Genomic DNA, 14,761 nt, shown 5'->3' with positions numbered 1-14,761 from the left:
CAACTGATTAAAAAATTGGCATCATCCTTGCTTTATCTTCCTTAGTTCTATTTTTCGCTAAGGAATCTGTTATGGATCGTGCACTGTATCTGGCCATGAGTGGCGCTAAACAAGATATGTATGCGATGCAACTTCGTGCCAATAACCTCGCCAACGTCAGCACTACTGGCTTTCGCGCGGATCTGGAAAATGCGCGCTCCATGCAGGCCTATGGCGAAGGTTTGCCGACTCGCGTGTTCAGTATGACTGAGCGCCCATCGCAAAATTTTGAGCAAGGCTCTGTGATCACCACAGGTCGCGATATGGATGTGACCATTGAAAACCAAGGTTGGTTTGCGGTGTTAGATGCCAGCGGCAATGAAGCCTATACCCGCGCGGGCGATTTAAAAATCGACCAAACCGGTTTGCTACACAATGGCCGCGGCAATTTGATGGTGGGTGAAAGCGGCGGGCCAATTTTGCTGCCGATTCCGATCAGTAAAATCGAAATTGGCACCGACGGTACCATCTCTGTATTGCCACAAGGTGCGCCTGCTGAGGCGATGGAGATTGTTGACCGCTTGAAGTTGGTCAATCCAGGCAATAAAAATCTCTATAAAGATACCGACGGTCTATTTAAGACCAAAACCCCGGGGCAATTTGTCGCCGCTGATGCTGGCGTGAGCTTGTTATCAGGCGCCCTTGAGGGTAGTAACGTCAACGCCGTGGGCGAAATGACACATTTAATTGATTTGCAGCGTCACTTTGAAACCCAAGTGAAGCTGATGAAAACCGCCGAACAGATGGATGAGTCCTCTGCGTCGTTGTTGCGCCTAAGTTAAGGTCTGAGTTCAGGAGATAACGCACATGCATCCAGCATTATGGGTTAGTAAAACAGGTTTAGATGCCCAACAAACCAATATCTCAACCATTTCAAACAACTTGGCCAACGCCTCAACCATTGGCTTTAAAAAGAGTCGTGCGGTGTTTGAAGATTTGTTTTATCAAAATATCAACCAACCGGGTGGCCGCTCGTCGCAAGATACCGAGCTACCAAGTGGCTTGATGTTGGGGGCTGGCTCCAAAGTGGTGGCAACACAGAAAGTGTTCACCCCGGGCAATGCGCAAACCACCAACAACGCCATGGATATGATGATTGAAGGCAAAGGCTTTTTCCAAATTCAATTGCCAGATGGCAACATCGGTTATACCCGAAATGGTCAATTTACCGTCAATGATGAAGGGATGATGGTCACCACGGGCAGTGGCTACGTGTTGCAACCTGAAATTCAAATTCCTGAAGATGCGGTGCAAGTGACCGTGGGCAATGACGGTGAAGTGTCGGCACGTATTCGTGGCCAGACCGAAAACCAAGTCTTGGGTCAGATCAATACCGTGAGCTTTATCAATCCCGGCGGCTTGGAGCCTATTGGTCAAAACCTCTATTTGCCAACGGGTGCCAGTGGCGATGCCGTTGAAGGGATTCCAGGGATTGATGGCTTGGGCGCCATCCGTCAATCGATGCTTGAAACCTCAAACGTCAATGTAACCGAAGAGCTGGTGAATATGATTGAAGCGCAGCGCGTTTATGAGATGAACTCAAAAGTGATCTCTTCAGTTGACCAGATGCTCTCTTACGTCAACCAGCAACTCTAATTTAAGGGGACTGTGATGCGTATCTTATGGATGCTTGTTCTATTATCGCTGAGCGGTTGTGCTTCTTTGCTACAACCCGTTGAGCCTGAAAAACAGGAAGTTGCCAATACCACGGTGGATGCCGTAGAAGGCAATCAAGATCAAAGCGGTGGTTTGGTGGATGCCATTCGTCGCCGTGATGATCCCGTGGCAGGCGACCCATCTTGGGCGCCAGTAAAGCCGCAGCAGCCAGAAGAAAGTTATACCGCAGCCACAGGCTCTTTGTTTAATGCGGGTAAAGTGCAAGATCTCTACGATGACACCAAACCACATGGGGTAGGTGACATTGTGACGGTGATGCTTGAAGAGCGCACGCAAGCGAAAAAAAGTGCCACTTCAGATATGGAAAAATCCAACGATTTATCCATGGATCCACTGTCATTGGGTGGCCAAGAGGTGAAAATCAAAGATCGCACCTTGTCCTATAAAATGAGCAATGACAATAAATTCACGGGTTCAGCCACGGCTGACCAAAGCAACAGCATCAAAGGGTCGATCACCGTCGAAGTGGTGGAAGTCTTGGCCAATGGCAACTTAGTGATCCGCGGTGAAAAATGGCTCACCTTAAATACGGGTGAAGAGTACATTCGTTTAAGTGGCACCATTCGTCCTGACGATATTGCCCATGACAACACCGTTGCTTCAACACGTATTTCTAACGCAAGAATCCAATATTCCGGCACGGGTGATCGACAAGATACACAAGAGCAGGGATGGTTGGCACGATTCTTCAATGTAACCATCTAATCGCAATCGTGAGCGACGGAGTTTTGACGTGAAAAGATGGCTTACCCTGATCATTAGTTTTAGTTTTCTGCTGAGCCCAGCCCATGCTGCGCGCATTAAAGATGTGTCGAGTGTTGCTGGCGTGCGCAGTAACCAATTGATTGGTTATGGCCTTGTGGTTGGTTTGCCCGGCACTGGTGAGTCCACACCTTTTACCGATCAAAGCTTCAATGCCATGCTACAAAATTTTGGCATTCAATTGCCGCCAGGCACCAAGCCAAAGACCAAGAACGTGGCGGCAGTGGCCGTGAGCGCTGAGCTACCCGCATTTACTAAGCAGGGGCAGACCATTGATGTCAATGTCTCTTCCATTGGCTCTGCTAAGAGTTTGCGCGGTGGTACCTTGGTGCAAACCTTCCTCAAAGGTTTGGATGGGCAAATCTATGCCGTCGCACAGGGCAGCTTGGTGGTGGGTGGCTTTAGTGCCAGCGGCGCCGATGGCTCTAGCGTGGTGGGCAATACGCCAACGGCGGGTCGAATTTCCGGCGGCGCCATTGTTGAGCGTGAAATTCCGAACCCCTTTGCGCGCGGTGATTTTATTACCTTTAACCTATTTAATGCCGATTTCTCAACGGCGCAGAATATGGTGAATGCGATCAATAATTTCCTTGGCCCAGAAACCGCCAAGGCGCTTGATGCCACCTCAATTCAGGTGCGAGCCCCCCGCGAAGTGAGTCAGCGCGTGGCCTTTTTATCTGTGGTGGAAAATATCGAATTTAATACCGCTGAAGGCGCGGCAAAAATCATCGTTAACTCGAAAACCGGTACCATTGTGGTGGGCCAGCATGTGCGTTTGAAGCCTGCGGCTATTACCCATGGTGGCTTGACCGTGACCATCAAGGAAAACTGGAAAGCCAGTCAGCCGAACTCATTTTCTGGTGGCCAGACGAAATTGGTCCCCAACTCCAATGTGGATGTGGATGAAGAAAAAGCGCGCATGTTTAAGTTTGAGCCGGGCGCGACCTTAGATGATTTGGTGCGTGCGGTGAATCAGGTGGGCGCAGCACCTTCAGATTTGATGTCGATTTTGCAGGCGCTAAAACAGGCCGGCGCTATCGAAGGCCAACTGATCATTATCTAGGAGGCAGCATGCAAGAGCCAGTGGATGTCGGTTTTTTCAATGATCTCTCCAGCCTTGACCGAATTCGTCAAGCGTCAAAGGGCGATGATCAAACGGCGCTTAAACAAGCGGCAAGACAGTTTGAAGCGATCTTTACTCAGATGCTGTTTAAATCGATGCGTGATGCCAACGAGGGATTTCGTACCGATCTGTTTGGCGATAAAAACACGCGATTTTATGAGCAGATGCGCGATGAGCAGTTGTCACTTGAGCTAAGCCAAAACGGCTCGCTTGGGTTGGCTGATATGATTGTGGCGCAGCTTGGCGGTAAAACCGATAAGCCAACACCGCAAGCGATGCGCAATGTGGCCATGGATAACTCACTGCGTTTGCCTGTGGATCCTGATTTAGCCCGTAAGAGTGCGGAGGCAGCAGCGACCCGAATGGAGCAGCAAAAAGCGCTGGAACAGGTGATGGCCAAGTTGCCGACACGTTTTGATTCCCCTGAAGATTTCGTAAAGGCGCTTCGCCCTTATGCGGAAAAGGCGGGCAAAATGTTGGGTGTTGATCCAGCGATTTTGATTGCGCAAGCGGCGCTTGAAACCGGTTGGGGTAAAAAGGTGATTGCTAATGCCCAGCGCTCTAGCCACAACCTATTTAACATCAAGGCCGATCCACGCTGGCAGGGTGAGCGAATTAATACCCAGACTTTGGAATTTTACAACGATATTCCCGTGCAAGAGCGCGCAGCATTTCGCGCCTATGATAACTACCAGCAAAGTTTTCATGACTATGTGAACTTTTTGCAGCAAAACCCACGCTATCAACATGCACTGACGCAAACGGAGTCGCCAGAGCAGTTCGTGAATGCCATTCACCAAGCTGGCTATGCGACGGACCCGAAATACGCCGAAAAAGTGATGGGCGTCTATCAGCGAGTGGTTTCGATTTAAGGTTAAGTGACCGCAGCACGAGAGCTGTTAGGCTCTCGTCGGTTATTTGAAGTCGATGTCCTGAGGTCGATGTCTTTTGTCAATCGGCATCATGATGGCTACGGTAATGGCTGCGGCGGCTGCTGAACTTGGACTCAGCCTTAGCATCATTCTCTGTCTTCATCTTATCCTTTGGAACTTTGATCCATTTCTTATATGTCATTCACCCATGCGTTCCCCGCTATTTTTCATTGGCAATGCCTTGCCGCTCAAGAATGAACTTCATCTAATTTATTGAAAATAAACAACTTAAAAGTTGGCCTTAAAATTGCTAGGTATTCCTTAGGTTCGCTCATTTGATTGAGCAAAGGATGCCAATATTCGGAGGCACACATGGGATTTGATCTGTTATCGCTCGGCTCGCAAGGGGTGTTGACCACTCAGCGCCAGCTTAATACAACAGGTCACAACATCAATAACGTCAACACTGAGGGCTATAGTCGCCAGCAAGTCGTGCAGCAGGCCAATGATGCGCGATTCTGGGGGGGCAATGCTTACGGTGATGGCGTTCATATTGAAAGTGTCCGCCGACTCTATGACCAATTTGCGGTGCGTGAGCTCAACCATACCACCACCCAAGTCAGCCACTTTGATGAGCTGGATAATGGTCTTGGCATCGTCAACAACTTGTTGTCACAAAGTGGCAGCAAAGTGCCGCAGTCGATGAATGATTGGTATGAAGCGCTGAAAGCCTTGGCCGATAGCCCTAATGATATGGGCTCACGCAAGGTGCTGTTTGAGCAAGGCAAACTCTTTGCCGCCAATATGAACGATGTGTATAGCACGCTGCAGCAACAATATTTCGACTCCAACCAAGAGATTCATGCGGCTGTTGATCGCGTTAATGGCCTTGCCAATGAGCTGCGTGACATTAACCATGCTTTGATGTCTGCGCCGACGGGCACGGCCAATGATTTGCTGGACCGTCACGACTCGCTGATTAAAGAGCTATCGCAATATACCCGCGTTTCTGAAAATCGCCGTGAAGATGGCGGTTTTAATATTTTAATTGGTAGTGGCCATAACTTGGTGTCAGGCCCGATGTCCTCTGAGCTTCGTTTGGTCCCTGGGCACCCAGACTCACAGCAGCTTGCATTTGCGCTAGTGGAAGGTAAATCGCTCAAAACCATTCAAACCGATGGTATTGATGGTCGCTTGGCGGCGCTTTCACAGTATCGCGATAAAGTGATTCCAAAGGTGATGGATCAGCTTGGTCGTATGTCCATCGCGTTTTCCGATCAAGTCAATGCGCTGCAAAAGCAAGGGATCACCCTGAAAAACGCGGTCGGTGGCGATATGTTTACCGACGTGAATGATCCGAAAATTGCGGCCTCGCGCGCTCTAATTCCAGCTGATTCGAAAACCCGCATCAGCGTTTATATCGACGATGTGAATGCGCTGAAATCCGGTGAATATGCGCTGAAATTTGATGGCAGCCAATACCATGTAAAAAATCCAGATGGCAAAACCATCACGGTGACGCCAACGGGCACGCCACCAACCTTTAATCTGGATGGTTTGCGCGTTGAGATGAAAACGCCGCCAGAAGTGGGCGAGAAAATTTTATTAAGACCGACACGTACTGGCGCGCAAGATATTGCCATGGTGATGAAGGATGCTGCGGACATTGCCGCGCAAGCTTTTGTCGGTAACGCCAGCCATACCTTGGGCGGCGCTTCATTGGAAGTAAAAACCGTGGGACCGCTGAAGCAGTTTCATGTGGCCATCAATGATACCGCTGACAAATTTAATGTGCTGGATATGCAGGGCAATCTACTACTCGCGAATCAGGCCTATCCACCGAAAGGGGATATTACTGTAGGCGGCACGGTGTTTTCGCTATCCAGCGGCGCGCATCCTCAGGATATGTTTACCATCAATATGGAATTGGCTGATGGTGACAACAGTAACTTGCTGACGATGCAGCAGCTACAAACCAAGAAAACCACGGACGATCACCGCTCCACCATTATCGACTTGTATCAGGCGATCACCACTGAGATTGGTGTGGATAAATCCACGGTGGACAAAATGGGGCAGGTGGCAAAAGCAGAAAACAATGCTGCGGCAGAGCGCGTTGCAGCGGTATCAGGGGTCAACCTTGATGAAGAGGCGGCAAATTTAATGAAATTTCAGCAAGCCTATATGGCGTCATCACGGATTATGACCGCCGCCAATGAAACCTTTGATGCTTTGCTCAATGCCACGCGATAGGAGTAAGTCATGATCAGTAGTCGTATCGCCAGTTTTCATAACTACCAATCGGTGGCCAATGACACCATGCGCCAGCAGGTGAAAGTGGCACATAACCAAGAGCAGCTCGCGACGGGTAAGCGGGTCAATACTGCGGCCGATGATCCCGTGGCTTCCATCTCGATTCAGAACTTTCACCAACAGCAGGTGGAGCTGAAGCAATATCAAGACACCATTAACTTGGCGCGAAATCGCTTAACCCGTGAAGAGACCGCGGTGAATGAGATTGAGCAGATTGCCGATGAAGCCAAGCGCCGGGTGATGTTGATGATTAACGGTTCGTTATCTGCTGATGACCGTGAAGCGCACCGCCAAGATCTGCACAGTAATTTTGAAGCTCTATTAGAAGTGGCTAATATTCGTGATGAATCTGGTAACTATCTGTTTTCTGGTACGTTAGTCAGCAATCGTCCTTTCTTTGTCGATCGTGATAATCAGGTGACTTATACCGGCGATAGCAGCCAGCGCTATGCCATTGTTGCGCCATCGGTCAAGGTGCAAACCAGTGATGCGGGTGACAGGGTGTTTATGGAGGTGGAAAACCCCTATGGCGATTATTCACCAAGTTACGATTTGAAAATGGGCTCTACGGTTCAGCTTGCCAGTGCGCTCAATAGCAATGGCGCCGATAACGCCAGTTATCAGGTGCGTTTTGTGCAAGGTGCGACAGGTTTAAATTATGAACTGTCGCAAGATGGCAAGGTGGTCAATACCGCAGCGTATAACGCTAAAACCGGTATTGATTGGAACGGTATGGCGCTGCGTTTTGAAGGCGATATCAAAGATGGCGATACCATCGCTTTAAAACGCCAAGAAACCGTGAATATTTTTGACTCATTTAAGCGCGGTTTAAAACTGGCCAATGCCCCTGTTTCGGATGCATCCGCAACCGCAGAGCTTAATAAAGTGGCGGAAGAGTTTAGTGCTTCCTTTAAGCACTTTAACCGAGTGCGCTCAGAGTTAGGCACGCGTTTGAAAACCTTGGATCGCCAAGACTCTATGCACCAAGACTTTAACCTAGAGCTTGAAAAGGCGCGCGGCACCTTGGAAGATTTGGATTACTCCTCTGCGGTGATCGATCTTAATGAGAACATGATGGCGCTTAAAGCATCGCAGCAGGCGTTCCAAAAAACCAAGCAGTTGTCTTTGTTTAACTATATCTAGTGCGAACGCCTAAAATTTTGGTGTGATGCTCCCCTGTTTTGAAAACCACGCTTGGCGTGGTTTTTTGTTTTGCGCCAACTCTCGGTACAATCGAGGGATTGTTTTTGCGCTGCGCATTGATGATGGATGCCGGTTGTTTGTTGTGGTCAAAGGTAGAAGCCTAGTGATGTCTGAATTAACTTATCTTGCGGGATACCCCGAATCGATTTTGAGCCAAGTCGAGCAGTTGCTGGCGCAGCAAAAATTGACCGCTTATCTGCAAAACAAATATCCCAAGGTGCATGAATACAGTACTGAAAAGCGACTTTATGACTATGTGGTGGGGCTACAGCGCCAATACCTAAAAAAATCAGCGCCGCTAAGTAAAGTTTGTTTTGATGGCAGCCTTCAATTGGTGCACCGCGCATTGGGATTGCATACCTACGCCTCGCGCGTGCAGGGCAATAAGCTCAAAGCCAAACATGAAATTCGTATCGGCAAAGTGTTTCAGCGCGCCCCTCTAGAGATGCTGCGTATGATCGTGGTCCATGAGCTGGCACATTTAAAAGAAAAAGATCACAACAAGAGTTTTTATCAACTTTGCTGCCATATGGAGCCGAACTATCATCAGCTAGAGTTAGATACCCGCCTTTATTTAACCCATTTAGAGCGCATTGGCCCGCTCTACGCCTAGCTGTTGATGCTAGGTGTTTGATGTTTAGGTGTTTGATGCTTCGTTATTTTGTGTTTAGGTACTTTAAGTTTAGGTAGAGCGCTCATAGAAAAGGTACTAATAGCAAAGGCGTTGCGTACTCGATTGGTTTCTTTGGGGCATGCGTTTTGGACCAATAGGCCTTCAAGTTGTCTCAAATCGAAGGGGTATAAAAAAGCTGAGCACTGAGCTCAGCTTTTTTGTGTTTGGACTGAGAAATTTGTACTTAGTGTTTGGCCGCTTTTGCTGATTGCGTCAGCGCATGCTCGGCAATACGCTCAAGAAGGGCGTATTTGGAGCGAATCAGCGGTGGATAGAAAAAGCCAAACTCTTTGTCGTGGGACAATGTTTGCCCCTCAAACTGATCTTGATTGCCGCGTGCGGCAAAGAGATCCACCGGGACATCGCTGGCCACGGCGAGCATATGAACCGCCGTACAGGCTGAGATCACCCAGTCCAGTGAGCGCATCAGCGCGCAAGTGGAGAGAAAATCATCCTTGAGATCGAGATCGGCAAAATCGACCAAAGTGACGCCGGTGCGTTTTTCAATCTGTTTGCGCTCTTTGCTGGTATCGCCATATTGCAGATTGACCAAGGTGACATTTGGGTTGAGCTTGGTCAGGGTTTGAATTAAATGACAGAGCTCATCCATGTTGAGATAGTGCATATTGCGACTTGATGCCAGCATGCCACTGCGCCAGCAAAGACCAATCACTGGCCCCTGCGCTTTTTTCAGCGCGGCAATGCGTTGCAGCCAAGTGGTTTGCAGGGCTTCTGGCGCTTTTAAATAGTAGGGCAGGGCAAGGTGTTTGCCGCTTTGCGCATAAACCATGCCTGGCAAGCTGCCGGCAAGCACCCAACTGTCGATGCGCTCAAGCAATGCCGCGTCAATGGCAATGGTTTTCCCCTCTTCACGTTTTGAGCCAATGTAATGCACCTGCGGGTAGGCCAGCTGTAGGGCTGGGATCAGGCGAGGATCGCAGACCAAATGCACTTCGGCGACGCGCTTTAATACGATGTCAAGACTGTGGTAGTAACGCAGCTCATCACCCACGCCCTGTTCACCCAAAATCAGCACGCATTGATCCTGTCTTTCTGGGTGCCAAATTGGCTTATTACCGTAGGCATTAATACGCTTGCCGAGAGGAATACCGAGCTCAAAATTGCGATAGTAGTTATCCCAATCCTCTTGGGCGCGCTGAATAAAGCTTAAATTCCATAGCAGGTCGGCATCTTCCCCAGTGACTTTCAGGCTGTCTTCAAGGATATCTCTTGCCGCCTCAAGCTCACCGCAATAGAACAATACCTCGCCCATATATTTTTGTAGCGTCACCGCTTGTTCTGGCAAACAGCGGCTCATGCTGTAGTGCAAGCGCTCTAAGGTGGTTTGCGTATATTCAGGCTCAAAGCGATGCTTGCTGGTCAAAAGGTAGTAGCTCGCTTGTGCTAAGCGATAGTGAATATCGACATTTTCAGGATGTTGGCGCATCAGCTGAATGGCCAGCTTTTCTGCTTCTGGCCAATATTTGCCTAAGCAAAAAATACGCAGCTGTTGAATTTGCAGGTCGAGATCCTGTGGGTATATTTTCAGGGCGGCAATGGCGCAGCGACGGCCCGCTTGATAACGCTCGGCTTTGGCGTAACAAGCGATAAGCAGCAATAACAAGCCGCGATCATCACTTAATTTTTGCGCATGCTCTAAATGTACAATGGCGTCATCAAAGTGGCCTTGATCGCCCAAAATGCGCGCCAATGCTAAGCGCACCATAGGTTGGTCAGGGCTGACCATCACCAGCGCTTGCAATAGTTGCTTGGCTTGCTCTGTATGGCCCTGCTGGTGAAGCTGGTGGGCGGCCTCAAGGGATTGCGCCATTTCATTGGCAAAGGTGCTGTCTTGCGCTTGCAGCACTGTGTCGAGCTGCTGTTTACTTTGCTGACTGGCCTTACGTTGCCCCATGGTGGCGGTTAAGGCTTGCCGCAGGGCAAGGGCGTCGGTATTGGTTGGCGCTTGTTCAAGAACTTGCTCGACCCATTGCAGCGCTTCAATATTTTTCCCCTGAGCGCGGCAAAGCTGTGCCATATCAAACCACACCGAGAGATTATCCCCATGGTGGCTGAGCGCCTGCTCAAGATAACGCTGCGCCTGTTGCCAGTGCTGCTGTTCCATCATCAGGGTGGCAAGAACTTGCAAGGTTGGCAATGAATCGGGCAGGGCGGCAAGGATCTGCTCAAAGATCGCTTGCGCTTGCGCTTTGTCACCTTGTTGGTAATGACGAACACCTAAATCAAAGGCCTGTTGAAATGTCATTGGTTCACGGTCACGACCGTCGGTCGAGGGTGTTTGTGTCGTCATGGCAACTCCCTGATTGCTGAGGGGTTAATCGAAGCGAAAGGCCGCTATTTTTATGGGCTACAGTGCGGTTTTTCTTACCTTGTCGGCGAGTTAAAAACACTGAGTTTACATGCCCATTTTCATCGCAAATCAATGCAAAATTTAAGCCGTTTTTTATATTTGCCATAAATTGGCAAGCTTTTTGCTGAGCTAGGAATACAGGCCATCGGCAAGATTGCCGTAAAAAGCGGCAAGTCGGTGGCAAAAGCAGCGTGATTTGAGTCGGCTTAAATTTGAAAAGCGGCAAGTTAAATGTTTAACCTGATGATTTTCAAGATAAATAAAAAGTTGGCACGCTATTTGAATATAATCTCATGTCGGCAATGTCGACGAGATAAAAAATAAATTGACGTAATTATGGCTGGTCCCGTTGGTCACTCGAAGTGATGTTGCGGGTAGGCTGTTTCGCAACAGAACAGAGAGCGAAAGTCAAAGGAGAGCAAAATGGGTGTAACAGTGAACACCAACGTGTCTGCGATGACTGCGCAGCGTTACCTTAACAAGGCTACGGGTGATCTTGACACGAATATGGAGCGACTATCTTCGGGTAGCCGTATTAACAGCGCAAAAGACGATGCTGCAGGTCTTCAGATCTCAAACCGTCTCGTTGCACAAACTCGTGGTCTTGACGTGGCAATGCGTAACGCCAACGATGGTATCTCCATCGCGCAGACCGCAGAAGGTGCGATGCAAGAATCAACCAACATTTTGGTTCGTATGCGTGACCTCGCCATCCAATCGGCGAACGGCGCGAACTCAGACGAAGATCGCCAATCAATTCAAGAAGAAATTGGTGAACTGAAAGCTGAATTGAACCGAATTGCTGAAACCACAGCCTTTGGTGGCCGCCGTCTACTTAACGGTAGCTTCGGTGAAGCCTCATTCCAAATTGGTGCCGATGCGGGTGAAGCGATCATTATGGGTATCGATAATATCCGTGGTGATGACTCGCGCATGGGTGGTCAGCAATATATTTCTAAAGCCGCTGCAACCCAAGCGATGAAAGATTCTAGCTGGGAAGTGGGTGCAACCAACAATACTTTAGTGATGAAGTTTGTTGATAAAGAAGGCAGCACAGTTTCAATCAATATCCAAGGTAAAACCGGTGATGATATTGAAGAAGTGGCCACCTATATCAATGGTCAGTCTGAGAATGTGAAAGCATCTGTTGACAGCAATGGCCGTTTGCAGGTGTTCGTTGCTGAAAATGCGATTTCTGGCAGCGTAACCTTTACCGGTGGCTTGGCTGCATCATTGGGCTTGACTGCTGGTAACGTTGTGAAAACCGATGTCGCCGTTGCCAATACCGATGTTTCAACTGTCGGTGGCGCGCAGCTTGCAATCGGTGTCTATGACTCAGCTATGAGCTACATCGATAAGCAACGTTCAGAGCTAGGTGCAGCACAAAACCGTTTGTCGCACACCATTAGTAACTTGTCGAATGTTCAGGAGAACGTATCGGCCTCGAATAGTCGTATTCGAGATACGGATTTCGCAAAAGAGACAACCGATCTCGCGAAAAACCAAATTCTACAACAAGCCAGTACCTCTATTTTGGCACAGGCAAAGAAAATTCCGCAGGCGGCACTCAACCTACTGCAATAACAAATCATCGCCTCGCGATAATTACGTCACTACTTTTTGCGGCAACAGGGCAACCTCTTGCCGCTTTTTTATTTTTGGCTAATTGGTCTTTCTCTTTCTCTTTCTCTTTCTTTTTTACGCTTCCTGCGTTCCTGCGTTCCTGCGTTCCTGCGTTCCTGCGGCCTATGGTTGTCTTTCTCTATAGCCGATTACCCAGTGTTTACAAAATGTGCGCAAACTCACATAGAAAAATACTCAAGTTTTGTCAGTTTGAGTCGATGTATTAGGCACAAGAAACTTGCAGCACCAGATTTCGACAGGCTTTTAGAAAAAAATAAAAAAATTTTCAAAAAAAGCTTAAAGGTTTTCCAAACCATGCCGTTAAAGAAGGTGTAAGAGATAAACAGGTTGGTTTTCCCGGATACGCTGGGCGAAGCCAAGAGTATATGCCAAAGGAGATATGACCATGGCCGTTTCAGTGAATACTAACGTACCAGCAATGACCGCTCAGCGTTACCTTAACAAGGCAACCAATGAACTTGATACTTCAATGGAGCGCTTGTCTTCAGGTTACCGCATCAACAGTGCAAAAGATGACGCAGCTGGCCTACAAATTTCTAACCGTTTGACTGCACAGAGCCGCGGTTTGGACGTTGCAATGCGTAACGCCAACGACGGTATCTCAATTGCGCAAACTGCAGAAGGTGCAATGGACGAAGCAACGAGCATTATCACTCGTATGCGTGACCTATCCCTACAGTCTGCGAACGGCTCAAACAGCGACGAAGACCGCGCGTCAATCCAAGACGAAGTGGTTCAGCTTCAAGACGAATTGAACCGTATTGCCGAAACAACTTCTTTCGGTGGTGCGAAACTATTGAACGGTTCTTTTCAAACTAAATCATTCCAAATCGGTTCTGATTCCGGTGAGGCGATGATGATTTCAATCAACAACATCCGTGCCGACGAAGAAAAAATGGGCGGTACTGGCTATGTTGCAACGAAAGGCAAAGATGCAAACTGGACCGTAGACGGCGCAGCTGCAACTTTGACTATGAAGTTTACTGATGCAAAAGGTAAAACAGTTGACCTTCAAATTGACGCTAAAGCTGGCGACAACATTGAAGAACTAGCAACTTACATCAACGGTCAAACTGACAAAGTAAAAGCTTCTGTTGATGGCAAAGGTAACCTTCAAGTGTTTACTGGCGCAGGTTCAAGCACAGTAACCTTTGGCGGTAAACTTGCAGGTTCACTGGCAATGGGTGCTGGTGCAGCAAAAACTGTTGCTGACATCGACGTAAGTACAGTTGGCGGCGCGCAAATGGCTGTGGGTATCCTTGACTCAGCAATGGGCTACATCGATGCGCACCGTTCAGAGCTAGGTGCAAGCCAAAACCGTTTGGACCACGCTGTAAGCAACCTTGCAAACGTTCAAGAGAACGTAGCGGCATCTAACGGTCGTATCCGTGATGTGGACTACGCGAAAGAAACCACGAAGATGACCAAGGATCAAATCCTACAGCAAGCATCTACTTCGATTCTTGCTCAGGCAAAACAAGCACCATCTACAGCACTTAGCCTTCTTGGCTAATCTGTAAGGGCTTGACCAAGCAACACAAACGGCAAGGCCTTCGCGCCTTGCCGTTTTTTTCGTTAGCCATAGGAGAAGGTTATGGATAAGTCAGCATCCATTGCGCCTGCTATTCCGTCCCAGGCTCAGGGGACTGGCACGAATATTGCTGTTAATAATCGACAAAGCGATCGACAACCGGATGGTTTGCGTTCGTCCGTTTCAGGTCACTTGCCGCTTCAACAGCGACCGCCGCTAGAGGCGCTCGCGGCATTAAAAGCCAGTGATCCCATTGCACATGCAGAAGCGGTCACGGGCAAAGCCAAAGCGGCTGAACTGTTAGATGAACGGCAACAGGCACAGCAAGAGCGTATGTCACTTATTGTTTCGCGAATGGATGATTTTTTAAGTTCGATCAATAAGGGCTTGGCATTTCGAATCGATGAAGAATCGGGTCGTCAGGTTGTGACGATTTTTGAGGTGCAAAGTGGCGATGTAATTCGCCAAATTCCAGAACAAGAGATGCTTGATATCGCCAATGAGCTTGCGCGTCATGCCAGCGCATTGGTGCGTACCAAAGTGTAAAACGTAG

12 protein-coding genes are annotated in these 14,761 nt (G+C 48.7%); 11 read left to right on the top strand and 1 reads right to left on the bottom strand.

From position 1 onward, the window contains the following. Positions 1-71: 71 nt before the first annotated feature. From L9P36_RS09990 to L9P36_RS09955, 8 genes are all read left to right on the top strand, one after another. Positions 72-821, top strand: coding sequence for a flagellar basal body rod protein FlgF (locus L9P36_RS09990; RefSeq protein ID WP_237466531.1), 750 nt, complete (start codon positions 72-74; stop codon positions 819-821). 25 nt (positions 822-846) lie between these two features. Next, entirely contained in the window at positions 847-1,635 is a 789-nt protein-coding gene (flgG, locus tag L9P36_RS09985) for a flagellar basal-body rod protein FlgG (protein WP_237466530.1), read from the top strand. A 12-nt stretch (positions 1,636-1,647) separates the two neighbouring features. Continuing rightward, a complete protein-coding gene (gene flgH / locus L9P36_RS09980; RefSeq protein WP_237466529.1) occupies positions 1,648-2,421 on the top strand; it encodes a flagellar basal body L-ring protein FlgH in 774 nt (257 codons plus the stop codon). A 28-nt stretch (positions 2,422-2,449) separates the two neighbouring features. Next, a complete protein-coding gene (locus L9P36_RS09975) occupies positions 2,450-3,541 on the top strand; it encodes a flagellar basal body P-ring protein FlgI (protein WP_237466528.1) in 1,092 nt (363 codons plus the stop codon). An 8-nt stretch (positions 3,542-3,549) separates the two neighbouring features. Beyond that, a complete protein-coding gene (gene flgJ, locus L9P36_RS09970) occupies positions 3,550-4,473 on the top strand; it encodes a flagellar assembly peptidoglycan hydrolase FlgJ (protein ID WP_237466527.1) in 924 nt (307 codons plus the stop codon). 372 nt (positions 4,474-4,845) lie between these two features. After that, positions 4,846-6,726, top strand: a complete 1,881-nt coding sequence (flgK, locus tag L9P36_RS09965) for a flagellar hook-associated protein FlgK (RefSeq protein WP_237466526.1) — start codon at positions 4,846-4,848, stop codon at positions 6,724-6,726. 9 nt (positions 6,727-6,735) lie between these two features. After that, on the top strand, positions 6,736-7,929 hold the full coding sequence (gene flgL, locus L9P36_RS09960) for a flagellar hook-associated protein FlgL (protein ID WP_435532741.1): 1,194 nt from the start codon (positions 6,736-6,738) through the stop codon (positions 7,927-7,929). A 166-nt stretch (positions 7,930-8,095) separates the two neighbouring features. Further along, a complete protein-coding gene (locus L9P36_RS09955) occupies positions 8,096-8,602 on the top strand; it encodes a M48 metallopeptidase family protein (RefSeq protein ID WP_237466525.1) in 507 nt (168 codons plus the stop codon). Between the two features lie 244 nt (positions 8,603-8,846). On the opposite strand, the gene L9P36_RS09950 is transcribed toward L9P36_RS09955, so the two are convergent. Continuing rightward, on the bottom strand, positions 8,847-10,973 hold the full coding sequence (locus L9P36_RS09950) for a tetratricopeptide repeat protein (protein ID WP_237466524.1): 2,127 nt from the start codon (positions 10,971-10,973) through the stop codon (positions 8,847-8,849). 483 nt (positions 10,974-11,456) lie between these two features. Here L9P36_RS09950 and L9P36_RS09945 point away from each other — a divergent pair, with 483 nt between their 5' ends. The 3 genes from L9P36_RS09945 (at position 11,457) to L9P36_RS09935 (ending at position 14,754) form a co-directional block, all read left to right on the top strand. Continuing rightward, entirely contained in the window at positions 11,457-12,617 is a 1,161-nt protein-coding gene (locus tag L9P36_RS09945) for a flagellin (protein ID WP_237466523.1), read from the top strand. A 445-nt stretch (positions 12,618-13,062) separates the two neighbouring features. Beyond that, positions 13,063-14,190, top strand: coding sequence for a flagellin (locus tag L9P36_RS09940; RefSeq protein WP_237466522.1), 1,128 nt, complete (start codon positions 13,063-13,065; stop codon positions 14,188-14,190). 81 nt (positions 14,191-14,271) lie between these two features. Next, on the top strand, positions 14,272-14,754 hold the full coding sequence (locus L9P36_RS09935; protein ID WP_237466521.1) for a flagellar protein FlaG: 483 nt from the start codon (positions 14,272-14,274) through the stop codon (positions 14,752-14,754). Positions 14,755-14,761: the final 7 nt, after the last annotated feature.

Origin of the sequence: Vibrio stylophorae (assembly GCF_921293875.1) — a bacterium.
Classification (GTDB): Bacteria; Pseudomonadota; Gammaproteobacteria; order Enterobacterales; family Vibrionaceae; genus Vibrio_A; species Vibrio_A stylophorae.
The sequence above is the reverse complement of the archived record's forward strand: the minus strand, read 5'-3'. Positions and strand labels throughout refer to the sequence as shown.

Coding starts and splice junctions, on each gene's coding strand:
- L9P36_RS09945 (WP_237466523.1), top strand. CDS start 11,457: ATGGGTGTAACAGTGAACACCAACGTGTCTGCGATGACTGCGCAGCGT.
- flgJ (WP_237466527.1), top strand. CDS start 3,550: ATGCAAGAGCCAGTGGATGTCGGTTTTTTCAATGATCTCTCCAGCCTT.
- flgG (WP_237466530.1), top strand. CDS start 847: ATGCATCCAGCATTATGGGTTAGTAAAACAGGTTTAGATGCCCAACAA.
- L9P36_RS09990 (WP_237466531.1), top strand. CDS start 72: ATGGATCGTGCACTGTATCTGGCCATGAGTGGCGCTAAACAAGATATG.
- flgK (WP_237466526.1), top strand. CDS start 4,846: ATGGGATTTGATCTGTTATCGCTCGGCTCGCAAGGGGTGTTGACCACT.
- L9P36_RS09955 (WP_237466525.1), top strand. CDS start 8,096: ATGTCTGAATTAACTTATCTTGCGGGATACCCCGAATCGATTTTGAGC.
- flgL (WP_435532741.1), top strand. CDS start 6,736: ATGATCAGTAGTCGTATCGCCAGTTTTCATAACTACCAATCGGTGGCC.
- L9P36_RS09940 (WP_237466522.1), top strand. CDS start 13,063: ATGGCCGTTTCAGTGAATACTAACGTACCAGCAATGACCGCTCAGCGT.
- L9P36_RS09935 (WP_237466521.1), top strand. CDS start 14,272: ATGGATAAGTCAGCATCCATTGCGCCTGCTATTCCGTCCCAGGCTCAG.
- L9P36_RS09950 (WP_237466524.1), bottom strand. CDS start 10,973: ATGACGACACAAACACCCTCGACCGACGGTCGTGACCGTGAACCAATG.